This is a genomic window from Actinosynnema sp. NPDC050436, from assembly GCF_040655415.1.
Lineage (GTDB): Bacteria > Actinomycetota > Actinomycetes > Mycobacteriales > Pseudonocardiaceae > Actinosynnema.
Genome location: NZ_JBFAJV010000004.1, coordinates 468,105 through 489,537, shown reverse-complemented (window position 1 = coordinate 489,537; position 21,433 = coordinate 468,105). Strand labels below are relative to the sequence as shown.

Sequence of the window (21,433 nt, the reverse complement as noted above, 5' to 3'; positions counted from 1 at the left end):
CCGCCACCTCCCGTCACGACCGGAACGGGCGAGTTCCTTGCCGAAACCGCAAACCCGCGTGCCGCAACGGGACGGCGCGGCGAGACTGGAACCCGATCCGCCGAGCGACCGTCCACTCCGGACGGTCGATCCGCGCCCGACCCCGGGCCCGAGGAGAGGACACCACCGTGCCCAGCCGCCCGCACCGCCGTGACACCCCGCCGCCCCGCACCGGCTGCAGCGAGGTCGAGACCCTCCGGGGGTTCCTCGACTACCTGCGCGCCCGCGTCGCCGCCAAGGTCGAGGGCACCCCCGAACCGCAGGCCCGGACGAGCACCGTGCCCTCGGGCACCACGCTGGTCGGCCTGCTGAACCACCTCGCGCACGTCGAGCGCGCCAACTTCCTCGGCGAGCGGGTCACCGACTGGCCGGCCACCTTCCGGGTGCCGGACACCGACAGCGTCGCCGACGTCGTCGCCCGCTACCGCGAGGCGGTCGAGCGCGCCGACGAGGTGCTGGACCGCTGCACCGACCTCGCCGCGCCGCTGCGGTCACCGGGCCGGCCGACGGTCAGCACCCGGTGGGCGCTGGTCCACCTGATCGAGGAAACCGGCCGGCACGCCGGCCACGCCGACATCCTCCGCGAGCAGGCCGACGGCTCCACCGGGCGCTGACCACCCGACCACCAGGACAGGACGACATGACCACCGCACCACGGCCGTCGCGCCGATTCCCCCGCACCGCGCGCAAAACGGCAGCCCTCGCCCTCGTCGCGCTCCTCGCCGCCTGCTCCACGCCGGCTGCCGACGACGTCCCCGCGCACGCCGCCGCGACCCGCGCCGACCCCACCTTCCAGCGCACCTTCCGCCACGAGTTCGCCGATGTCGACGGCGTCCGGATGCACTACGTCACCGGCGGCAGCGGCACGCCCGTGGTGCTGATCCACGGGTGGCCGCAGACCTGGTACGGCTGGTGGCCGATCATGCCCGCGCTCGCCGAGGAGCACACCGTCTACGCCGTGGACCTGCCCGGCCTGGGCGACAGCACCGGCACGCCGTCCGGCTACGACAAGGCCACCCTCGCGCGGTACGTGCACGCGCTGGTCGCCGACCGGCTCGGCGTGCGCGACGCCCGCGTCGTCGGGCACGACTTCGGTGCTGCGGTGGCGTTCCAGTACGCCGCGCAGCACCCCGCCGACACCGCGCGCCTGGGCTACCTCGACCTGCCGCTGCCAGGCCCCTCCGTGGACGCGGCGACCTACCGGTCGTTGAGCTGGCACATCGCCTTCCACACCCAGCGCCGGGTACCCGAGGCGGTGGTCGCCGACGACGTCCGCGAGTACCTGGCGCTGTTCTACCCCCAGGTGTCCTTCGGCGGGACGGCGTTCGGCGGCACCTCGGACCGATCCCCGTTCAGCGACGCCGAGATCGACGAGTACGCCCGCACCTACGGCCGGCCGGAGGCCCTGTCGGGCGGCTTCGAGCTCTACCGCGCGCTCGACCAGGACGTCCGCGACGCGGTGGCGGCGGCACCGACCGCCGTCCCGACGCTGCTGCTGTCCGCCCAGGGGCAGCTCGACCCGATCCGGGCGACCGCCGCGCCGCGCATGACCAACATCGTGCGCGCGGTGGACGTGCCGAACGCGGGGCACTGGCTGGTGGAGGAGAACCCCGCGTTCGTCACCGACGAGCTGTTGGCCTTCCTCGACGGGTGACCCCGCGCGCCCGGCCGGCGGTTCGGCGTCAGCTCTTGAGGCTGTAGAAGCGGATCACCGAGTTCGGCTCGAACCCGATCCGCCGGTACACCGGCTCGCCCGCAGCGGTCGCGTGCAGGGTGGCGCGGGTCAGCCCGGTCGCCCGGTGGCCTTCGTGCAGCGCTTTCCTCGTCACCGCTTCGCCGTAGCCCCGGTGCTGCCAGTCCGGGTGGGTGGCGACGAGCGCGACGAACAGGCGGCCCACGGCGGCGACGGACGCCGCGCACGCGACCGGGACGCCGTCGCGCAGGGCGAGGTAGGCGTGCACGCCGTCCTTCCACAGGGCGGAACCGCCGATCCCGTCGCGGCCGTCCTCCAGCGGGAAGCCGTAGGCGAGCGAGTTGAGGTCCGCGTAGTCGCGCAACTGCTCGTCGGTGGTGACCCGGGCGAACGTCAGGTCGGGGTGGGTCGGATCGGGCAGCGGGAGCAGGTCGCCCGCCATGCCCCTGCCGGAGAAGGCGTGCTGGAGGCCGGCCCCCTCGGCGGCGGCGTCCAGCGCGGCGCGGCCGTCGTCGTCCAGCAGGTCTTCGAACAGCCACAGGAAACCGGGGTGCCGCTTGGCGCGCATGACGGCCGCCACCTCGCCCAGGCGATCCCGCACGAGCCGCGCGCCCGCGCCGACGTCGGTCAGCGTGACGCAGTTCCAGAACGTGAAGCGGCAGTCCGCCCAGCGGACGGCCACGCCGGGCAGGTCCCGCACGTCCGCCCCGGCATCGCGGTCGAGCACCACGGCACGCCACGCCACGGTCAGCTGTTCGGCCGACTCGACCGAGTTCGAGAGTTCCGCCACTCATGACTCCTTGGTGGGTTGTCGGTGCGCGGAGCCTACCGAGCGGTGATCCACCTTCTGCGGCACAGGGGAAGGCGGGTGCCCGTGGTAGGCACCCGCCCGGCACCGCGCCCCGATCGAGCCTGCCGATCGCGGCCCACGTGCTGGGGAACGCGCCCGACGTCTCGTGCCGGGTGTGCACGACCCAGGTGGAGCGCCGCGCGAACACCTCAAGGTCGCCGTTCTGGTGGGCCACCGCGGCGGGCCGGTGATGGCTGCCGGCCGGATCGAGGTGCAGAATGGCCGCATCACGGGTGGCGGCTGATCACCGCTCGCTGCCGGTGCTCCCGGGACGGGAGAGGACCGAGAGCCTCCGCAGCGCGATCCCCGACGGGGTCGGCGTCCAGTGGACCTCGCTGTGACGGAAGGGGCGAACACCTCGGCCTACGCGGCTCACTGGTTGGTGCGTGCGGCGGCGTCCGCCCTGAGGTTCTCCCCTCCGATCGGCTCCCGCCACCCCGCAGGTGCACGGGGACGTCGAGGCGGAACTGAGCGGAAAGGTGAACCGGGTGGGCAACAAGCGCTCCGGCAGTGTCGGGAAGAACTTCCCCCCGATCGTCCGCGACTCGTTCCGGTTCCTGGAGGACGAGTACGGCGTGCCGGCTCCCGACTACGACGCCGAGCGGTCGACGGTCACCTACGACGGCGCGGCGGTGCGTTACGTGGTGGGGCTCGACCGGGTGGAGCACCGGATCAGCCTCGTGGTGCTGGTCGGCCGGGTCGGGGCGTCGGTGGAGGAGGTGGTGGCGGCGGTCGGCCTGGAGCCACCGCCGAAGATCCGGTCGACCGCGACCTCGCTGCGCAGCCTCGAACAGAGCGTGGAGTCGCACGCGGCGGTCGTGCGCGCGCTGCACCCGAGGCTGGCCGGACCGGGAGGTGCCGACCTCCTGCGCGCGGCGCAGCGGTGACGAGCCGGTGCTCACCCACCCCGGAGGTGCACGGGGGACGCCGACGCGCAAGGGTGTTCCCCCGAGTGGGACCTGATCGACACGTGATCGTCGTGCTTCGATAATCCGGTCAGGTCGATTCGGGGGTGTGTGATGGGTGCAGGGCTTGATCGACGGAGGTTCTTGCTGGCCGCGGGCCTGCTGGGGCTCGCGGCGTGTGGGTCGAACACCGGGCGGGAGGGGTCCGCCGAGGGGACGGTGGAGCACTGGTACCACGCGTACGGGGAGGACGGCGTCCAGGACGCGGTGCGCCGCTACGCCGCCGCCTACCCGAACGCCCGGGTCGAGGTGCAGTGGAACCCCGGCGACTACGACTCGAAGATCGTCACCGCGTTGCAGAACAGCGCCGTGCCGGACGTGTTCGAGGCACAGGTCAAGACCGACTGGGTGCGCCAGAAGCAGGTCGTGCCGCTGGACGACCTCGTCGGCGACACCCGGGACGACTTCGTCCGCGCGCTGCTGGACTCCCAGACGGTCGACGGCCGCCTCTACGGCATCCCGCAGGCCATCGACACCCAGGTGCTGTTCTACCGGCCGAGCCTGCTCCGCCAGGCGGGCGTCACCCCGCCCACCACCGTGGACGAGCTGCTCGACGCCGCGAAGCGGCTCACCACCGGGGGAGTGCGCGGCCTGTTCGCGGGCAACGACGGCGGCGTCGCGGTGCTCCTCGGGCCGCTGCTGTGGTCGGCGGGCCTGGACTTCCTGGCCGCCGACGGCAAGGCGCCCGGCTTCGACGACCCGCGCGCGGCGGCGGTGTTCGGCAAGCTCGGCGAGCTCAACCGGGGCGGTGGCCTGCTGCTCGGGGCGCCCACCGACTGGGCCGACCCCGGCGCGTTCGTGGCCGGCCTGGTCGCCATGCAGTGGACCGGCCTGTGGAACCTGCCCAAGATCACCGCCGCGCACGGTGACGACGTCGGCGTGCTGCCCTTCCCCCGGCTGGACGCCTCCGGCGCCGAGTCGGTCCCGGTCGGGGCGTACAGCGCGATGGTGAACGCGCGCAGCGCCGACGTCGAGGCGGCCAAGGCGTACGTCAAGTGGCTGTGGGTGGAGCGCACCGACTACCAGACCGAGTTCGCCACCGGCTTCGGCGCGCACCTGCCCGCGCGGCGCAGCCTCGCGGAGAAGGCCGAGCGGCTCGGGTCGGGGCCCGGTGCGGAGGTCGTCGGGTTCGTCACCCGGGGCGGGCGCATCGCCGCACCCGCCCGCTGGCCCGCGCGGGCCAACACCGCCCTGTCCGACGCGGTGTCCAGGATCGCGCGCCAGGGCGCCGACGCGACGGCCGAGCTGCGCGCAGCGCTGGACGTGGCGCGGACCGAGATCGCGCGGCTCGACCGGTGAGCGGGCGGCGCGGCGCGCTCGCGTTCTGGGCGTTCGTCGGGCCGTTCGCCCTCGGCCTGCTGGTCTTCACCTACGTGCCGATCGGGTGGAGCGCCTACCTGAGCTTCTTCGACGCGCGCAACACCGTGACGCCGACCGTGTTCGTCGGGCTGGACAACTACGCCGACGTCCTGACCGACCGCGCTTTCCTCGACAGCATCGGCACGTTCACCGCGTTCGCGGCGTTCGTCATCCCGGTGACGGTGGTGCTGTCGCTGGGGCTCGCGCTGCTGGTGGACCGGGTGCGGATCGCCAAGGCGTTCTTCCGGTCGGTGTTCTTCCTGCCGTTCGCGTGCTCCTACGTGGTGGCCGCGCTGCTGTGGAAGACGTCGCTGTTCTCCGGGCTGGCCGACGGCGAGGCGAACGCGGTGCTCGGCTGGCTCGGCGTCGAGCCGCAGGCGTGGGTCGGCACCGTCGACCCGCCGCTGTACTGGGTCGTGGTCGTCAGCGCCCGGCTGTGGCTCCAGGTCGGCTTCTACCTGGTGCTGTTCATCGCGGCGCTGCAACGCATCCCGGACCACCTCTACGAGGCGGCGTGGCTGGACGGGGCCTCGCCGGGGTGGCAGACCTTCCGGCACGTCACGCTGCCCGGCCTGCGCGGCGTGCTGGTCGCCGTGCTGCTGCTCAACCTGGTCAACGCCTACCAGGCGTTCGACGAGTTCTACAACATCCTCGGCGACTCGCGCGGCTACCCGCCGTTCGCGCGCCCGCCGCTGGTGTACCTGTACTACACCTCGCTCGGGTCGGGCGGCCAGGACCTCGGGCGGGGCAGCGCGGGTGCGGTCGTCCTGGCCCTGGTGATCGCGCTGGCGACCCTGCTGTCCGGCCGAGTGTTCCGGAGGGCGGGCTGATGCGGCCGGTCGGGTACCGCAACCCCGTCGGGGCGGTCGCGCGGGGCGTCGCGCTGGCGGTCGCGGCGGTGCTGTTCCTGCTGCCGTTCGCGGTCCTGGTGCGCGACGGGCTGGCGGCCGTGCCGGAGGTGTTCGCCGACGACGAGGTGCCGTTCGCCCGCAGCCTGCTCAACTCGACCGTCGTCGCGGTGGCGCAGACGGCGGGCCAGTTGCTGCTGTGCTCGACGGCGGGCTACGGCCTGGCGCGGGTGCCGTTCCGGGGCGAGCCGGTGGTGCGCCACGCGATCGTGGCGACGCTGCTGGTGCCGACCGCCGTCACGTTCGTGCCCTCGTTCGTGGTGGTGTCCAGCCTCGGCTGGCTGTCGGACCTGCGCGGGCTGGTGGTGCCGGGCCTGTTCAGCGCGCTGAACGTGTTCCTGTTCCGCCAGTACTTCCTGGACTTCCCGGTCGCGCTGGAGGAGGCCGGGCGGCTGGACGGCCTGTCCCGGTGGGGCGTGTTCCGGCGGGTGGTGGTGCCGAACTCGACCGGGGTCTTCGCGGCCGTGGGCGTGATCGACTTCATCGGGAGCTGGAACCAGTTCCTCTGGCCGCTGGTGATCGCGCAGGACTCCTCGTCCTGGACCGTGCAGGTGGCGCTGTCGAGCCTGCTCACCGCGCAGAACCCCCGGGTCGCGCTGCTGTTCGCGTCGGCGGCCGTGTCGATCCTGCCGATCGTGCTGGTGTTCGTGCTCCTCCAGCGGCACCTGGTCCGAGGTGTCACGGAGACGGGACTCGGCGGCCGGTAGCGGGGACAATGCCGGGTGTGGACGGCTTACCCGAGGCGCGGGCGGTGCTGGTGGGCGTGGCCCGCTGCGCGTCGCTGCCCGACGTGCCGGCCGCGCACCACAGCGTGCAGGCGCTGCGCGGTGCGCTGGTCGCGGCGGGCGCGCAGGTCGACGTGGTCGAGGACCCGAAGCGCGGCACCGAGGTCTGCTGGCTGCTGCGGGACGCCGAGCGGACGCTGCTGCTCTACTACGCGGGGCACGCGCGTTTGGCGGCCGACGGCGGCCTGCTGCTGGCGCTGGCGGGCAGCGATCCCGCCGACCCGGGCACGTGGCTGCCGTTCGCGGAGCTGAGGCGGTCGGTCGAGCAGGTCGCCGTCCCGGACAAGCTGGTCGTGCTGGACCTCTGCTTCGCCGACGCGGCGCAGTGGGCGGACAGCGCGGCCGACCTCGCGGCCCGGGTCGAGCCGGTGGCCGGGGTGGTGGGCGCGCGGACGCTGGTGCACTGCCTCGCCAGCCGCGAGGCGATCTACGACGCCCGCGCCGGCGGCATGACCTACGTGGCCGACGCCTTCACCCGGAAGCTCCACGCGCCGGCTGGAGGGAGGCGGGACGCACCGCCGGCCGCCGTTGCCGACCCACCTGACGATGCCGTGCCGGAGCCGGTGCAGTACCGGGTCTCGGCTCCGCGCGCGGTCCGGGTGGCCGACCACCTGGCGGTGGCCGCTGCGGCGGCGGTGGCCGGCGGGCTCGCCTGGGCGGTCGGCAGCACCGCGTGGTCGGTCGCGCTCACGGCCGTGATCGGGTGGGTGCTCGTCAGCTCCGAAGCGCACGTGGTGTGGTGGAGCCGGGCGGACGTCGGCCGGGACGGGCTCGTCCTGCACCGGGGCCGCAGCCCGGCGGCGCTGCTGAAGCGGGGGTTCGCCCGGCGGCTGACCACGGGCTGGGACCCCGTCGAGCGCGTGCTGGTCGGTCGGGCGGGCGGGCGCACCCGGGTGACCCTGCACATCTCGACCGAGGCCGCGTCCCGGGTGTGGGACTCGGCGCCGTACACCGGGACCGGCGGCTACCGCTACGGCGTCCTGGCCGGCCGGGATCGCGGGTTCGCGTGGTCGCTGGGCGACCTGGACGCCCCCGCCGACGAGGTGGGTGAGGTGTTCCGGGCGGCCGTCCCGCCGGAGGTCGACGTGGTGGTGCTCACCGCTGAACTCCCGTTCCACCGCGCCCGGCGGTGGGCGCTGGTGTCGTACCTGGTGCTGTTCGGCGGTCCGCTCGTCGGGCTCGCCCTCGCCGGATGACCCGGTGGCCGGGCAGGGCCGCGAGGCGGATGACGGCGAGGACGCCCGCGAACACCGCGTCCACGACCACCACGACCGACGCCGTCAGCAGCACGCCGGCGAGGTAGCCCGCCGGGAGCGTCGCCAGCCGCACCACGACCTCCTCCCACACCGGCACCGGACCGAGTTCCAGCCGCCCCTGCGCCAGGAGCGCCGCGAGCACCCCGAGCCCGGCCACCGGACCCCGGATCGACGTCCACACCCGCCACCGCGTCACCTCGCGCAGCTCCTGCACCCGGTGCGCGCGCAGCGATCCGGCCCGCACGTACGGGTGCAGCGCCGGTGGTGGGCCGAACCCGGAGTCCTGCTCCAGCACCGCCGCCCGGACCGCGCGCAGCGCCTCCGCCACGCGCTCGGCGTGGCCGGGGAAGTCCAGCCCGGCCGACCCGAGGCGCAGCGTCGTGTAGTCGGCGGTCACCTCGGTCGCCGCGAGGTCCGGGTACGGGAGCACGACGACCCCGTCCCCGGAGCGCAGGTGCACGGCCCGGTCGGTGAACCACGCCCGCGCGTCGCCGAGGTCGGCGCGGGAGTCGAGCACGGCGACCACCGGGTCGAGGTCGGGGCCGGCCGCGATCCGGGCGTCCCGGACCCGCAGGTCGGGCGCGACGCGCAGGGTGCCCGGCAACGGGCCCGGCAGGTCGTGCGGCAGTGCCGGCAGGGCGTCGCGGATCGCGGTGGCCCGGTGCTCCAGGAACGTCGCCGACCCGGCCGCCGCCCGGCTCAGCGCGTAGACCGGTTCGCCGTCCACGCACAGCCGCACGTCGTCGCCGACCACGAGCGAGGCCCGCCCGCGCCCCAGGCGGAAGTCGTGGCCGGTCCGCCGGCCGTCGACCAGGACCGAGGTCTTCCCGGTGGCGGACGGCCGGACTTCCACCTCGTGCGCGGTGGTGCCGTCGTCGAGCCGCACGACGAAGTCCACCCCGCCCGTGCGGACCCGCTCGGCCCGCCACCGGCCGTCGCCGATCCGCACGGCCGGGAGCGGCTCCGCCCCGACCGGGGCGGCCGGGCGGCGGACACGGCGGCGCACGGCCGCCGCGAGACGTCCGGGCCGCCGCACGCCCGCCTGTTCGTAGACCTCCGCGAGCGAGCGGGCGACCACGCTGCCGACCCAGTTGCGGGCGCTGCCCGGCGCGTCCCGGCCGTCCAGGTGCGCCACCCCCGGCGTCCAGTCCGCCTCGAACCGGACGACCGCGCGGGTGTAGGCGTGCGTGCCGGCGGCGAGCAGCGGCGACCGGGATCGGTACTCGGGCAGGCCGCGCGGGAACAGCGGGCCCGTGGCCGCGCGGAACGACCGGTACTGGGCGGCGTCGCGGCACACCAGCAGGACCACCCGCTCCGCCGGCACCTTGGCGACCACCTGCTCCACCTCCCACCGCAGGCTCTCGCCGGGCCCGGCGGCCAGCAGCACCAGCCGTGCCCGGTCCAGCCCGGCGAGCACCTGCTCGCGCCACGCCTCGTCGGACGCGAAGGCCCGCGACGCGCCCGGCGGCGGCAGCGGTTCACCGGGTTGGCCCAAGGCGACCATCCGCCCGAACGGGGCCAGCGCCGCCGCCAACTGCTCCTCCTCCGTGCGGGTCGTGCCCCAGTGGTCGAGCGGCACCTCGCCCCGCTGTTGGCTCGCGAACCCCCGGTCGTCGGTGAAGGACCTGAGGAACAGCACGACGGGCCGGTCGGCGGGCAGCCCGTCCAGGGAGGGCAGCACCTCGACGGCGTGCCGGCGGCCCCGCACGACCGCGCGCCGCCCGAAGGCCAGCAGCGCCGCCCCGCCCAGGGCGCACACCACCGGTCGGACCAGCGGGTGCGGGTCGCCTCCCGCGCCGGTCTGCGCCACGAGCAGCAGGGCCAGGCCGGCGAAGACGGCCGGCCACCCGACCGCGCGCAGCAGCCACCCCCGGGCGGGCGACTGCCGGGCCCGCGTGGCGGGCCTCGGCGCGAGCCCGTCGACCTTCGTCACGCGCGCACCCCCTCGCCGCTTCCCGCCACGGTAGCGGGACCGGGTGCCGCGTGGGGTCCACAGTGGACCCGAGGGCTCGGCTCAGATGTCGCGGAAGGTGCTGATCTCGGCCCCGAGCTGGTTGAGGCGGTCGGCGAGCTGCTCGTAGCCCCGGTTGATGACGTAGACGTTGCGCAGCACGGAGGTGCCCTTGGCGGCGAGCATCGCCAGCAGGACGACCACCGCCGGGCGCAGCGCGGGCGGGCAGATCACCTCCGCGCCGGACCAGTGCGTCGGCCCCTCCACGTAGACGCGGTGCGGGTCGAGCAGGGTGACCTTGCCGCCCAGCTTGGTCAGCTCGGTCAGGTACAGCGCCCGGTTCTCGTACACCCAGTCGTGGATCAGGGTGGACCCGCTCGCCGTCGCCGCGATGAGCGCGAAGAACGGCAGGTTGTCGATGTTCAGGCCGGGGAACGGCATCGGGTGGACCTTGTCGGTGGGCGCGCGCAGTGCGGAGGGCCGCACGGTGAGGTCCACGAGCCGGGTCCGGCCGTTGGCGGCGGCGTACTCGGGGGAGCGGTCGTAGTCCAGCCCCATCTCCTCCAGCAGCGCCAGCTCGATCTCCAGGAACTCGACCGGTGCCCGGCAGACGGTGATCTCCGACGAGGTGACGATCGCCGCCGAGATCAGGCTCATCGCCTCGATGGGGTCCTCGGACGGGGCGTAGTCGATCTCCCGGTCGATGTGCTCGACGCCGTGCACGGTGAGCGTGGTGGTGCCGACGCCGTCGATGCGCACCCCCAGCTCGCCCAGGAAGAAGCACAGGTCCTGCACCATGTAGTTGGGGCTGGCGTTGCGGATGACGGTGACGCCGTCCCGGCGCGCGGCGGCCATCAGCGCGTTCTCGGTCACCGTGTCGCCGCGTTCGGTGAGCACGATCGGGCGGTGCGGCCGGACCTGCCGGTCCACCTCGGCCTGGTAGCGGCCGGCTGCGGCCTTGACCTCCAGGCCGAACGGCCGCAGCGCCACCAGGTGCGGTTCCACGGTGCGGGTGCCGAGGGCGCACCCGCCGGCGTAAGGCAGCTCGAAGGTGTCCTGGTGGTGGATCAGCGGGCCGAGCATCATGATGATGCTGCGCGTGCGCCGGGCGGCCTCGACGTCGATGGCGGCCAGGTCGAGCTTCTTCGGCGGCACGATCTCCAGGTCGTTGTCGTCGTTGAGCCACCGGGTGCGCACGCCGATGCTGCCGAGCACCTCCAGGATGCGGTTGACCTCCTCGATGCGGGCGACCTTGCGCAGGGTGGTGCGCCCGGCGTTGAGCAGCGCGGCGCACAGCAGGGCCACGCCGGCGTTCTTGCTGGTCTTCACGGTGATGGAGCCCGACAGGGTGCGCCCGCCGGTGACCCGCAGGTGCAGCGGCGCGGCCTGGCCGAGCGACACGATCCCGGAGTCGAGCGCCTCGCTGATCCGGGAGAGCATCTCCATGCTGAGGTTCTGGTTGCCCCGCTCGATCCGGTTGATCGCGCTCTGGCTGGTCGCCACGGCGGCGGCGAGCTGCGCCTGCGTCCAGCCCCGGTGCCGGCGCGAATCGCGGATCAGGTTGCCGATCTGGGTCAGGTAGGGCTTGGCACCGTCAAGATCTTTGATCACCGACGCAGGTTATCTCATATGTGAGATACGAGCGCGCCGGGGCTGGCCCGCCGCTCGCGCGCAGCCGGTCCGGGCGGGTGGTCGGCCTGGTCGGCGGCAGAACGAACGCCCACGCCGCCGGCCGACCGTTCGAGACGGGCACGCGTCCTCAAGTACTCCAGTCGGAAGTCGTTGGCACGAAGCGAAAATAACCCCCGGCGGAGCACCGTGCACGATGGACGTCCACTCCGCACACCGCGCATGATCAGTGGCGCACAAAGACTTCTGATCCGCATACTGCGGCAGTCCGCTGCCGGAGCGTGGAACCGTTGCGGTGAAACCAACTCCTCCGGGTAGCCGATTGTCACCTACACGAGTGGTAGCAGCCCTGATTTCGGGCCGAGGGCGGGACGGAAGCCCCGAATTGTGCTGGACTCGGCTGGCAAGAGCTCAAGGGGTACGGGACCGGCGATCCGCCGGCGGTGCCCCCACCGGAGGGAGTCTGCAATGTCCGTTCGTACCCAGGTCCGCCCGGTCTCCACGCCGTCGGACGTCGCGGAGCTGTGCACGTTGATGGTCGAGCCGGAGTCCACGGTCACCGACCCGCCGCTGCCCATGCCGAACGCGGCCGGTGGGCTGGCGCTTCTGCTCGGCCTGCTGATCTCGCCGTCCACACCGAAGGAGCCGCGCAAGTAGCTCGCGCCTCCCGCGTGAGTTCCTGATGTCTGCAAGTGCTGGTCGTCGACGGTAGGAGGGTTCGTGGACGCATCGTCCTGCGTGCGCGGTGCCGCACACTTGGCCGATCGTGTGCTGGGCGCGCTGCGCGGCAGCGGCTGCGTGGGCTTGGCGGAGTTCGTGGACTCGTGTGCCGACGCGACCAGCGGCCTGGGGGCGGTCCGGTTGGTGGGTGCGGATGTCTTCCTGCCGCACACCGTGCTGGACCGCCCCCTGAGCACCGGGGACGCCGAGGTGGTCGCGGCGTCGATGGAGGTCTTCCCGCCGGTGGTCGCGCCGGCCACGCCGGAGCAGCGGGTGATGGCGTGGTGCGACTGGACGACCGCGCGGGCACTGGCCCGGCTCTCCGGTGACGAGCCGGTCGCCGCGCCGGCGGACCCGGCGGACGTGCTCGGCCCGGCGGAGGACTGGGCGCGCTGGTCGGTCCGGGTGGCCCAGTTGTCGTCCCTGGCGCACCCCGGCGCGGCCGGGCCCGTGGTGGACGCCGTCCTGGCGCAACCGCTGGCGCTGTGCCGGGGAGTCGTGCGGACCGTGCTGCGCCGCGACTTCGGCACCGCGACCCGGTTGGCCCGCTGGGTCGGGCTGCTGCACGCCGCCGGCACCCCGCTGCCGATCGACCCCGGGCTGCTGATCGAGCACGTCGACCTGCGGGTCGGCGCAGAGCCGCGCAGGGTGCTCGACCTCGCCGTCGCCCGACACCTCGTGGAGGCCACCGCATGACCGCCGTCGCCCGTCTCGCCCACACCGTGACGTCGGGCGCTCTGGGGTACCTGCACGCCAACCGGCAGTTCGGCGCGTTCGAGGACGAGGTGAACTCCGACCTCAACGACCCGGACGGGGTCTACAAGCCGCTGTGCGAACTGGCGCTGGCGGCATCACTGGTGCTGCGCGACGGCGTCACCGGCACGGCGGAGCAGCAGGCCGCCCGCGAGCTGCTGGACTTCACCTGGGGTCAGCTGCGCCGTGGTGACCTGCTCTACGAGCGCCAGCTCCGGCACCCGGTGCTCACCGACCCGCTGGAGGTCTACTCGCACCACGCGCGCAGCGGGTACCACCACCCGGCGCTGGCGCGGACCATCGACGTCGGTGCGGCCGAGGACTCGATGACCGAGGTGCTGCCCAACCGCCGGATGGCCGTGGCCAACGCGCACCGGGTGGTGGGCGTGCCCCGGGACGACGACTTCGAGGCGATGCTCCGCCAGACGTGGCTGGGCCGCACGCCGCAGCCCTGGGTGGTGGACTGGTACACCGCCTACCACATGACCCACGCCGCCTTCCACATCACGGACTGGGGCGGGCGGCCGGCCGACATGCCGGCGGACGTGGCCGCGTACCTGGAGACCTGGCTGCCGGTGTGGTTCGACGTCTGGGCCGAGGCCGGGCAGTGGGACCTCGTCGGCGAACTGCTGATCGTCAGCGCGTGCCTGCCCGAGCCGAGGTTCGTCGAGTCCGAGTGGGAGCTGTTCGCCGGCCTCCAGCACGCCGAGGGCTTCGTACCGCGTGACGCCGAACCCGTGGACGACGACCCGCGCCTGATCTACCAGAACCACCAGCACACCGCCGTGGTCGCGGCCATCGCGGGCACGGTCGCCCTGTCCCGGCTGCTCGGCGGCGGCGGGTGAGGGCTCTGGTCGCGCACCTGCCGGCCGCCGCGCCCTGCGCGACCGGTGTGGCGGTCGCCGTGCGCCACGAAGGTCGGGAGCGGCTGCTGGTCGGCGGTGTGACCGACCGGGGAGGCCGCTACCCGGTCACCGGGCGCACCCGCTTCGAGATCGGCTCGCTGACCAAGACGTTCACCGGCTTGCTGCTGGCCGAGATGGCGGCCCGGGGTGAGGTGGACCCGGCCGACCCCGTCCGTCGGCACCTGCCGCCCGGCGCGGCACCGGGCCTGGGCCGCGCGGTGACCCTGGAGAGCCTGGCCACGCACACCTCCGGCCTGCCGCGCCTGCCGCCCGGTCTGCTGCTGCGCGCGCTCGCGCGCGTGCGCACCAATCCCTACCAGGGCTTCGGGCCGGACCGGGTGGCCGGGGCTCTGCGCCGCACCCGCCCGCGACCGGCCGGCCGGTACCGCTACTCGAACTACGGCGTGGCGCTGCTGGGCCTGGCCCTGGCGGGCGCGGCGGGCCGGCCGTACGAGGAGTTGCTGACCGCGCGCGTGCTGCGCCCGCTCGGCCTGGCCGACACCGGCTTCACCCCGCACCCGCAGGTCACCGGCTACCTCAGGGGCAGGCCGAGGCCGCCGTGGGAGATGGTCGGGCTGGCCGCCGCCGGCGGGCTGCGCTCGTCGGCGACCGACCTGCTGCGCCACCTGACCGCCCACCTGAGCCCACCCGCCGGGTCGCTGCGGACCGCCCTGGCCGAGGTCGTCCGCCCGCGCGTGTCGGCCGGCGACCACGACGTCTGCCTGGTCTGGGACGTGCGCCGGCGCTCCGGCCGCGACCTGCTGTTCCACTCCGGCGGCACGCGCGGCTGCACGGCGTTCGTCGCGTTCAGCCCGCAGACGGGCACGGCGTTCGCCGCCCTGGCCAACGCCGGGCCGACGGTGGAGAGCACGTTCGTGCAGCGCTCGTACGAGGCCGCCTGGAACCTGGTCGAACGGGCCGACGTCGACAGCGCACCGGTCTGGCCGGCGGAGCACGCCCCGGACTGGCCGGAGAACACGCCGACCGGACCGCCCGGTCGGGAACCCGCCTGCTGAGCGGCGCAGCGGCGGCGTTCCGGAGGTGCCGGCCGCAGCGCTGCGGTCAGGGCTTGTTCAAGTAGGTGAGCACGGCGAGGACCCGGCGGTTGTGCGAGTCGTCGTCGGTGATGCCGAGCTTGCCGAAGATCGAAGTCGTGTACTTGCTGATGGCGCTCTCGCTGAGGAACAGCCGCTGCGCGATCGCCTGGTTCGACAGGCCCTCCGCCATCAGCCCGAGCACCGAGTGCTCGCGCTCGGTCAGCCGTTCCAGCCGCCGGTTCGACGTGCCGCTGGACAGCAGCCTGGCGATGACCGCCGGGTCCATGGCGGTCCCGCCGGCCGCGACGCGTTCCAGCGCGTCAACGAACTGGTCGGCGTCGAACACGCTCTCCTTCAAGAAGTACCCGACGCCCCCTGCTCCGTCGGCCAGCAGTTCGCGCGCGTAGAGCTGCTCGACGTGCTGGGACAGGACCAGCACCGGCAGGCCGGGGACCGCCCGTCGCGCGGCGAGCGCCGCCCGCAGGCCCTCGTCCGACTGGGTCGGCGGCATCCGGACGTCGACCACGGCGACGTCCGGCCGGCACCGCAGCAGCGCGTCGAACGCCTCGGGTCCGGTGGTCGCGGTCGCCACCACCTGGTGCCCGTACGCCTCGACCAGCCGGACTACCCCGTCCCGCAGCAGGTAGAGGTCCTCGGCTACGACGACGCGCACGGCACCACCATCCTCGCCCGGGTCGGGCCGCCGCTCGGGCTGTCGAGTTCCAGGGTGGCGTCGAACACCGCGAGCCGCCGGCGCAGGCCGGCCAGTCCGCCGTCCGCGCGCACCTCGGCCCCGCCCAGGCCGTCGTCCTCGACCACCACGATCAGGTCGGTGCCGGTGTGCCCGAGCGAGATCCGCGCCCGGGACGCGCGGGCGTGCTTGACGGCGTTGGTCAGCAGCTCGGCGACCCCGAAGTAGACGGCCGCCTCGACCGGCGGGTCCGGGCGCGGGCCGACATCCGCGTCGACGTCGGTCTCCAGCGCGCTGTCCAGGGCAAGCGCGCGCACGGCGTCGACCAGCCCCCGCTCGGTCAGCACCGGCGGGCTGATGCCCCGCACCAGGTCGCGCAGCTCGGCCAGCGACAGCGCGGCACCCGCCCGCGCCTGCCTCAGCAGCGCCTTGGCCCGCGCCGGGTCGCTGTCGAGCAGCTTCTCGGCGGTGGCGAGCGAGAGCCCGAGGCCGACCAGCCGCGCCTGCGCGCCGTCGTGCAGGTCCCGCTCGATCCGGCGGATCTCCGCCGCCTGCGCGACCGTCAGGTCCGCGCGCTGGGCGGTCAACTGGTCGACCCGCTCGACCAGCGCCCCCTTCGGCGTCGCGCCGAGGAAGCGGACGGCCACCGGTCCCAGCACCCGCCACGCGTACGGCGCCGAGGCGACCGCCACGAGCAGCCCGACCGGCACCCCGACCGCCGCGACACCGAGGACCGCGCCGAAGACCGCCGACGCCACCCCCACCAGGGGGACGGCCGCCACCACGCCCGCCGTGACCGGCGCGACCGCGACGAACCGCAGGTCGCGCCACGTGGCCGGGTCGCTCCACCGGACCCGCCACCGCTGCTCGTCGCGGGCGCGCTCGGCGCTGCGCGCGTACGAGAACCCGTTCCACCAGAACCCGTTGGCCATCCGGACCACCGGTTCGGGCCGCCGGTAGCCGGCGGGGAGGTCGGTGCCCGTCCACCTCGCCACCAGCGAGCGCACCACCCGGCACACCGGCCGGGACAGGGCGACCGTGCCGAGGCACGCCCACACCAGCGGCGCGATCCCCGCCCACGGGCTGCCCCACCACACCGTCAACGCGGCGGCGGCACCCCACACGGCGGGCACCGCCATCGTGACGGCCAGCACGACGCACGCCCGCCCGAACCCCGCGACGGCACCCGTCGCCCACGACACCGCTCTCCCCATGACCCCTCTTTCCTACTTCACCGTCCCTCCACGGCACCAGCGGCCCCGTGCGTGACGGGGTCCACTGTGCGGCCCTGCGTGACGTCAACCCACCGGATCGGGGCAGGAGTGGGTCCAGACCCACCCCACCGTGCGCCCAGGCCCATACCGGCCGGACCGGGCGCTTCCTAGCGTCGGGTCCGCACCGGACAGGAAGACGGAAGGAACCCCGTGGAAACACCCACCCGTGACGCGATCGACCGTTCGCACGCCCTCGGCACCGTGAAGAGGCTCGTGGCGGTCTACGGCGCGTTCAGCCTCGCGGTGCTCGTCACGGTCGTCGTGCTCGCGTTCGGGCAACGTGACGTGACGTCGTTCATGTGGGGCCGTTCGGGCGGGATGGCCGTCAGCGCCGTGGTGGCCTACTGGCTTGTGGTCCGCGCCGCGCGCGGTGCGCGGTGGGCTTACGTGCGGGCGCGGGTCATCGCCGTGGTGGTCCCGGTCGCGGTGGTCGCCGTCGACAGCATTCCCGGCGCGCTGCCGCTGTGGTTCGTCGCGGCGCAGATCGCGGGCGCGGTCGCGTTGGTGCCGGCCGCGTTCGTCTTGAACCGCTCCGACGTGCGCGCGGCCTTCCCCGCCTCGCGGTGAGTTCAGATCCCGAACGCGCGCAGCGACAGCCACAGCGCGACGACGGCGAGCGGCAGTGCGACGGGCACGGTCAGCAGGCCGAGGGCGGTGAACCGGCGGAGGTCGACGCGGACGCCGTGGTCGTGCAGGACGCGCCGCCACAGCAGGGTCGCCAGCGACCCGGCGTAGGTGAGGTTGGGCCCGAGGTTCACGCCGATCAGGACCGCGAGGACCGGGCCGGTGCCCAGCGGGGCGGCCAGCGGCAGCAGCACCAGCACGGCCGGCAGGTTGTTGATCACGTTCGCCAGGACGGCGGCGATCGCGGCCGTCAGCAGCAGCGCGGGCAGGTCGTCGCCGTCCGGGACCAGGCCGCCGACGACCTCGGCCAGGCCGTTGTCGACCACCGCGCGGACCACGACCCCCAGCGCCAGGACGAAACCCAGGAACGGCAGCGCGGTCGCCCCGACCAGGGCGCGGACCCCGGTGGTCCGGCGCAGCAGCCCGCGCACCGCCAGCACGCCCGCCCCGGCGACCGCCGCCCACGCCGGGTCGAGCCCGAGCGCCGGGAACAGGGCGAAGCCCGCCAGCGTGCCCGCCACGGTCGCGGTGGCGAACCTCGGCAGCGGGACCGTCTCGGCCGGGGCGACCGGCGCGGCGGTGAGGTCGGCGGCGAAGAAGCGGCGGAACACCGCGTACTCGACCGCGACGGCGACCAGGCAGGGCAGCGCCATCACGGCCGCGAACTCCAGGAAGCCCAACCCGCCCGCCGTGAACGCCAGCAGGTTGGTGAGGTTGGAGACCGGCAGCGGCAGCGACGCGGTGTTCGCCAGGTGCGCGCACGCGTAGACGTGCGGGTCGGGCCGCACGCCGAGCCGGGCCACCGTGGCCAGCACGACGGGGGTCAGCAGCACCACGGTCGCGTCCAGGCTGAGCACGGCGGTGACCGCCGAGGCCACCGCGAACACGCCGACCAGCAGGCGCGGGGCGCTGCCCGCCGCACCGCGCGCCAGCCGCGCGCCGCACGCCCGGAACAGGCCCTCGTCGTCGCACAGCCGGGCCAGCACCAGGATGGCCGCCAGGAACCCGACCACCGGGCCGAGCCGGGACACCTCCGCGACGGCGTGGTCGGTCGAGACCAGCCCCGCCGCCACCGCGACCACCGCCGCCGGCACCGCCGCGACCGCCTCCGGCAGGCCCCGGGGCCGCACGACGGCCCACACCAGCACCAGCGCGAGCAGCGCTGCGGCTGCCGCGCCCGTCCACCCGAGCAGAACCGGACACCTCCAGACCACGGCGACGCCCGGTCCACCGCGGCACCGGTCACGTCGCACCTGGCCCGGCCGTCGTCCCGGCGCGGGCGGCACAGGGTAGCCGGCCCGCGCGCCCGGCCCGGCGGGCAGGTGGGTCAGGCGCGGTGCACCGAGACGGCGTAGTCACCGCCGGTGAACGGGTCGCGGTCCCAGGTGGCGAACCGCTCGACCAGCCGCAGCCCGGCGGAGGCGGCGTGCGCGTCGTAGTCGGCGAGGGAGTAGCGGCCGTCCAGGCCGAAGCCCGCGACCAGGAGCCCGCCGACGTGCCGGGCGACACCGGCGACCAGCGCGGCGTGGGTGCCGGGCGGGGTGAACAGCGGGACGTTGCCCGCCATCACGACCACGTCGAAGGTGCGGCCGAGGTCCAGTTCGGCGAGGTCGGACTCCACCCACGTGAGGCCGGGCGCGAGCCGGCGCGCGGTGGCCAGCATGGACGCGTCGCGGTCGGCCCCGACGACGTCGACGCCGTGCCGGGCCAGCTCGATCGCCACCCGGCCGGTGCCGCAGCCCGCGTCGAGCACAGTCGCGGGCCGGTGGTCGAGGACGAAGGCGGCCTCGCCGTGCACGTCGGTCCCGGAGTCGGCGAGGGCGTCGAACCGGCGCTGGTAGTCGTCGCCGTGCCACTGGGTGGTCGTCACGGCCAGTACTGTCGCACGGCCCGGGGGAGCGTCGCCGGGCGTGGGGGTCAGCGGGCCAGGGCGGCCAGCGCGGCGCAGGTGTCGGAGATCGCGCGGGCGTCGCGCGGGTCCCGGTCCACCAGCGCGTGCACGCCGTACCCGGTCAGCACCGCCCGCAGCGCCGTGGCGACCCTGCGGGCCTGCTCCGGCGTGCACCGCCGGACCGGGTCGGTGCCCGGCACGACCCGGCCGGTCAGCAGGCCGGTGACGCGGTCGAGGTCGGCGGCCAGGATCGCCGCCACCTGGGCGCGGAGCCGGTCGTCGCCCATCACCAGCAGCATCTCGTGCAGCTCGGTGCGGGCCAGGTCGTCGTCGGCGGGCAGCGGGTGCTCCGCCGCGCACGCGCGCAGCACGCCCGCCAGGTCGAGGTCGGTGGCGGCCAGCCGGGCGACCTGCTCGGGCCGGTCCCGGAACTGGTCCTCGACGGTGGCGCGGAACAGCTCGCGCCTGCTGCCGAAGATCGAGTAGACCGCGCCGGTGGTGAGCCCGGCGGCCTCGGCGATCGCGTCGAGCGAGGCCGCCGCGCCCCGGGCGGCGATGGTCGCGCGGGCGGCCTCGATGAGCGCGGCGCGGTTGCGCTCCTGCTGCTCGCTCCGGGTCAGGCGCACGGTCGACTCCCTGGACGGTTCGGTCGGACCCCTCTACGGTAGCGGTTGCTACTCGAATAATGTTCATTATCTGAAGTTCCTGGGAGGCGCTGTGAGCAGCGACGTCGACATCCGAGCCGCACTCCGGGCGCTGCCCGCCCTCGACCGGTTCCCGCTCGTGGACGAACTGTCCGCCGAGCTCGACGACCTGGCCGCCCGGTACCCCGACCTGGTCACCGTCCGGCGGATCGGCACCTCCCGGCTCGGCGACCCGATCCGGATGGCGTCGATCGGCTCGGGCGACCGCGACGCGCTCGTCTTCGGCGGCCCCCACCCCAACGAACCGGTCGGGTTCGCCTCGGTGCGCGAGCTGGGCCGGCTGCTCTGCGCCGACGACGGCCTGCGGACCGCACTGGGCTTCCGCTGGCACCTGATCCCGTGCGTCGACCCGGACGGGGCCAGGCTCAACGAGTCCTGGTACGGCCGGCCCGGCGACCGCGAGGCGTACGCCCGGGGGTTCTACCGCCCGGCGGGCGACGAGCAGGTCGAGTGGACCTTCGCGCACCGCGCGGAACCCGGCTACTTCGACCGCGTCCTGCCCGAGACGACCGCGCTCGCGCACGCCATCGACACCGTGCGCCCGGTGCTCCAGTCGTCGCTGCACAACGGCGAGTACGGCGGCGTGTTCCACTACCTGCGCGGCGACCACCCCGACCTGCCCGCACGGCTCGCCGAGGTCGCGGGGTGGGTCGGGCTGGCGCCGCACAACGCGGTGTGGGAGATGCCGGAGAGCGGCGTGCTCGCGCCGGGGGTGCTGCGGATGCCGACCGCGCAGGAACTGGTCGTGCCGGACGAGCCCGTGACGTTCGGGGCGAGCAGCGCCGACTACGCGAGCCGGTACGGCACCACGACCGTCGTCAGCGAGGTGCCGTACTGGGAGGACGCGCGGGCGGCCGACACCTCGCCGTGCGGGTCCGCGTTCGGCGAGGTGGTGCGCACCCACCTGGCCCTGATGCGGGAGGTCGGCGAGGTGGTCGGCGAGGTGTACCGGGCGGCGCTGCCCGACCTGGCCCTGGACACGCCGTTCCGGCGGTCCACGGCGGACGCGGTCGAGCAGGTCCGGGCGATGTGCGACGGCTGGTCGCGGGCGCTGGAGGACCCGGCCACCGCGCGCCGCCCCGCCACCGTGGCCGAGGAGTGCTCCTTCGAGGTGCTGCCGCACGTGGTGCGGCTGCGGCTGGCCGGCACGCTGCTGCGGGTGTTCCGGGCCGAGATCGGGGTGGGCAACACGCGGGCCGGCGTCCGGGAGGGTGCCGAGGTCGTCGAGCGGCTGTTCACCACCTGGCTGGCCGAGGCGGACAAGGCCATGCCGGGCGAACCGATCGAGCTCCGCCGCTTGGTGGCCACGCAGATCGGCGCGGCCCTCACCGCCGCCGCGACCCTGCGCTGACCGACCACCCCCGCGCGCCCGTCGGCTCGTGGTGGTGTGCCGGGTGGC

Annotated in this window: 22 protein-coding genes; 14 read left to right on the top strand and 8 right to left on the bottom strand. The window is 74.6% G+C overall.

Going from position 1 to position 21,433, the window contains the following annotated elements; translation table 11 throughout:
- Nucleotides 1-167: 167 nt before the first annotated feature.
- Nucleotides 168-653 carry a DinB family protein gene (locus tag AB0I60_RS14655; RefSeq protein WP_360729596.1) on the top strand — a complete coding sequence of 162 codons (486 nt, stop codon included), beginning with the start codon at nt 168-170 and terminating at the stop codon, nt 651-653.
- A 26-nt stretch (nt 654-679) separates the two neighbouring features.
- Complete coding sequence (locus AB0I60_RS14650) at nt 680-1,693, top strand: alpha/beta hydrolase (RefSeq protein ID WP_360729594.1); 1,014 nt, start codon at nt 680-682, stop codon at nt 1,691-1,693.
- Nucleotides 1,694-1,721: 28 nt separating this feature from the next.
- Here AB0I60_RS14650 and AB0I60_RS14645 read toward each other — a convergent pair whose 3' ends face one another.
- Nucleotides 1,722-2,522 (bottom strand): GNAT family N-acetyltransferase, encoded by an 801-nt coding sequence (locus AB0I60_RS14645; RefSeq protein WP_360729593.1) that lies wholly within the window; start codon nt 2,520-2,522, stop codon nt 1,722-1,724.
- 278 nt (nt 2,523-2,800) lie between these two features.
- Here AB0I60_RS14645 and AB0I60_RS14640 point away from each other — a divergent pair, with 278 nt between their 5' ends.
- The 6 genes from AB0I60_RS14640 to AB0I60_RS14615 all read left to right on the top strand — a co-directional run bounded on the left by AB0I60_RS14640 (nt 2,801) and on the right by AB0I60_RS14615 (nt 7,795).
- On the top strand, nt 2,801-2,923 hold the full coding sequence (locus tag AB0I60_RS14640; protein WP_360729590.1) for a hypothetical protein: 123 nt from the start codon (nt 2,801-2,803) through the stop codon (nt 2,921-2,923).
- Nucleotides 2,924-3,070: 147 nt separating this feature from the next.
- On the top strand, nt 3,071-3,469 hold the full coding sequence (locus tag AB0I60_RS14635; RefSeq protein WP_360729588.1) for a hypothetical protein: 399 nt from the start codon (nt 3,071-3,073) through the stop codon (nt 3,467-3,469).
- A 132-nt stretch (nt 3,470-3,601) separates the two neighbouring features.
- Entirely contained in the window at nt 3,602-4,846 is a 1,245-nt protein-coding gene (locus AB0I60_RS14630; protein ID WP_360729586.1) for an extracellular solute-binding protein, read from the top strand.
- Complete coding sequence (locus tag AB0I60_RS14625) at nt 4,843-5,736, top strand: sugar ABC transporter permease (RefSeq protein WP_360729583.1); 894 nt, start codon at nt 4,843-4,845, stop codon at nt 5,734-5,736. The genes AB0I60_RS14630 and AB0I60_RS14625 overlap by 4 nt, the downstream gene beginning before the upstream one ends.
- A complete protein-coding gene (locus tag AB0I60_RS14620) occupies nt 5,736-6,521 on the top strand; it encodes a carbohydrate ABC transporter permease (RefSeq protein ID WP_360729581.1) in 786 nt (261 codons plus the stop codon). The genes AB0I60_RS14625 and AB0I60_RS14620 overlap by 1 nt, the downstream gene beginning before the upstream one ends.
- Nucleotides 6,522-6,538: 17 nt before the next feature.
- Entirely contained in the window at nt 6,539-7,795 is a 1,257-nt protein-coding gene (locus AB0I60_RS14615; protein ID WP_360729580.1) for a hypothetical protein, read from the top strand.
- Here AB0I60_RS14615 and AB0I60_RS14610 read toward each other — a convergent pair.
- Both AB0I60_RS14610 and AB0I60_RS14605 read right to left on the bottom strand, forming a co-directional pair.
- A complete protein-coding gene (locus AB0I60_RS14610) occupies nt 7,695-9,788 on the bottom strand; it encodes a hypothetical protein (protein ID WP_360729577.1) in 2,094 nt (697 codons plus the stop codon). The genes AB0I60_RS14615 and AB0I60_RS14610 overlap by 101 nt on opposite strands.
- 81 nt (nt 9,789-9,869) lie before the next feature.
- Entirely contained in the window at nt 9,870-11,417 is a 1,548-nt protein-coding gene (locus AB0I60_RS14605; RefSeq protein WP_360729575.1) for a UDP-N-acetylglucosamine 1-carboxyvinyltransferase, read from the bottom strand.
- 486 nt (nt 11,418-11,903) lie between these two features.
- On the opposite strand from AB0I60_RS14605, the gene AB0I60_RS14600 reads away from it, so the two are divergent.
- The 4 genes from AB0I60_RS14600 to AB0I60_RS14585 all read left to right on the top strand — a co-directional run bounded on the left by AB0I60_RS14600 (nt 11,904) and on the right by AB0I60_RS14585 (nt 14,829).
- A complete protein-coding gene (locus AB0I60_RS14600; RefSeq protein WP_360729572.1) occupies nt 11,904-12,092 on the top strand; it encodes a hypothetical protein in 189 nt (62 codons plus the stop codon).
- A 99-nt stretch (nt 12,093-12,191) separates the two neighbouring features.
- Complete coding sequence (locus AB0I60_RS14595) at nt 12,192-12,851, top strand: hypothetical protein (protein ID WP_360729569.1); 660 nt, start codon at nt 12,192-12,194, stop codon at nt 12,849-12,851.
- Entirely contained in the window at nt 12,848-13,753 is a 906-nt protein-coding gene (locus AB0I60_RS14590) for a hypothetical protein (RefSeq protein WP_360729566.1), read from the top strand. The genes AB0I60_RS14595 and AB0I60_RS14590 overlap by 4 nt, the downstream gene beginning before the upstream one ends.
- A complete protein-coding gene (locus tag AB0I60_RS14585) occupies nt 13,750-14,829 on the top strand; it encodes a serine hydrolase domain-containing protein (RefSeq protein ID WP_360729563.1) in 1,080 nt (359 codons plus the stop codon). Before AB0I60_RS14590 ends, AB0I60_RS14585 begins: the two co-directional genes overlap by 4 nt.
- Before the next feature lie 46 nt (nt 14,830-14,875).
- Here AB0I60_RS14585 and AB0I60_RS14580 read toward each other — a convergent pair whose 3' ends face one another.
- Both AB0I60_RS14580 and AB0I60_RS14575 read right to left on the bottom strand, forming a co-directional pair.
- The gene (locus tag AB0I60_RS14580; protein ID WP_360729561.1) at nt 14,876-15,523 is read right to left on the bottom strand and encodes a response regulator transcription factor; all 648 of its coding nucleotides are present in this window, start codon (nt 15,521-15,523) and stop codon (nt 14,876-14,878) included.
- Nucleotides 15,508-16,755 (bottom strand): histidine kinase, encoded by a 1,248-nt coding sequence (locus AB0I60_RS14575; protein WP_360729558.1) that lies wholly within the window; start codon nt 16,753-16,755, stop codon nt 15,508-15,510. The genes AB0I60_RS14580 and AB0I60_RS14575 overlap by 16 nt, the downstream gene beginning before the upstream one ends.
- 210 nt (nt 16,756-16,965) lie before the next feature.
- On the opposite strand from AB0I60_RS14575, the gene AB0I60_RS14570 reads away from it, so the two are divergent.
- Nucleotides 16,966-17,382 (top strand): hypothetical protein, encoded by a 417-nt coding sequence (locus AB0I60_RS14570; protein WP_360729556.1) that lies wholly within the window; start codon nt 16,966-16,968, stop codon nt 17,380-17,382.
- Between the two features lie 2 nt (nt 17,383-17,384).
- Here the strand turns inward: AB0I60_RS14570 and AB0I60_RS14565 are convergent, their stop codons facing one another.
- The 3 genes from AB0I60_RS14565 to AB0I60_RS14555 all read right to left on the bottom strand — a co-directional run bounded on the left by AB0I60_RS14565 (nt 17,385) and on the right by AB0I60_RS14555 (nt 19,956).
- Complete coding sequence (locus tag AB0I60_RS14565; RefSeq protein WP_360729554.1) at nt 17,385-18,653, bottom strand: SLC13 family permease; 1,269 nt, start codon at nt 18,651-18,653, stop codon at nt 17,385-17,387.
- Between the two features lie 113 nt (nt 18,654-18,766).
- Entirely contained in the window at nt 18,767-19,309 is a 543-nt protein-coding gene (locus AB0I60_RS14560; protein WP_360729551.1) for a class I SAM-dependent methyltransferase, read from the bottom strand.
- A 47-nt stretch (nt 19,310-19,356) separates the two neighbouring features.
- A complete protein-coding gene (locus AB0I60_RS14555) occupies nt 19,357-19,956 on the bottom strand; it encodes a TetR family transcriptional regulator (protein WP_360729550.1) in 600 nt (199 codons plus the stop codon).
- 91 nt (nt 19,957-20,047) lie between these two features.
- On the opposite strand from AB0I60_RS14555, the gene AB0I60_RS14550 reads away from it, so the two are divergent.
- Entirely contained in the window at nt 20,048-21,385 is a 1,338-nt protein-coding gene (locus AB0I60_RS14550; RefSeq protein ID WP_360729548.1) for a M14 family zinc carboxypeptidase, read from the top strand.
- The last annotated feature ends 48 nt before the right edge of the window (nt 21,386-21,433 follow it).

Bases quoted from the DNA above. Each gene is read 5' to 3' on its own strand.
- AB0I60_RS14650 (WP_360729594.1), top strand. From the start codon at position 680: ATGACCACCGCACCACGGCCGTCGCGCCGATTCCCCCGCACCGCGCGC.
- AB0I60_RS14640 (WP_360729590.1), top strand. From the start codon at position 2,801: ATGGCCGCATCACGGGTGGCGGCTGATCACCGCTCGCTGCCGGTGCTC.
- AB0I60_RS14630 (WP_360729586.1), top strand. From the start codon at position 3,602: ATGGGTGCAGGGCTTGATCGACGGAGGTTCTTGCTGGCCGCGGGCCTG.
- AB0I60_RS14620 (WP_360729581.1), top strand. From the start codon at position 5,736: ATGCGGCCGGTCGGGTACCGCAACCCCGTCGGGGCGGTCGCGCGGGGC.
- AB0I60_RS14600 (WP_360729572.1), top strand. From the start codon at position 11,904: ATGTCCGTTCGTACCCAGGTCCGCCCGGTCTCCACGCCGTCGGACGTC.
- AB0I60_RS14590 (WP_360729566.1), top strand. From the start codon at position 12,848: ATGACCGCCGTCGCCCGTCTCGCCCACACCGTGACGTCGGGCGCTCTG.
- AB0I60_RS14575 (WP_360729558.1), bottom strand. From the start codon at position 16,755: ATGGGGAGAGCGGTGTCGTGGGCGACGGGTGCCGTCGCGGGGTTCGGG.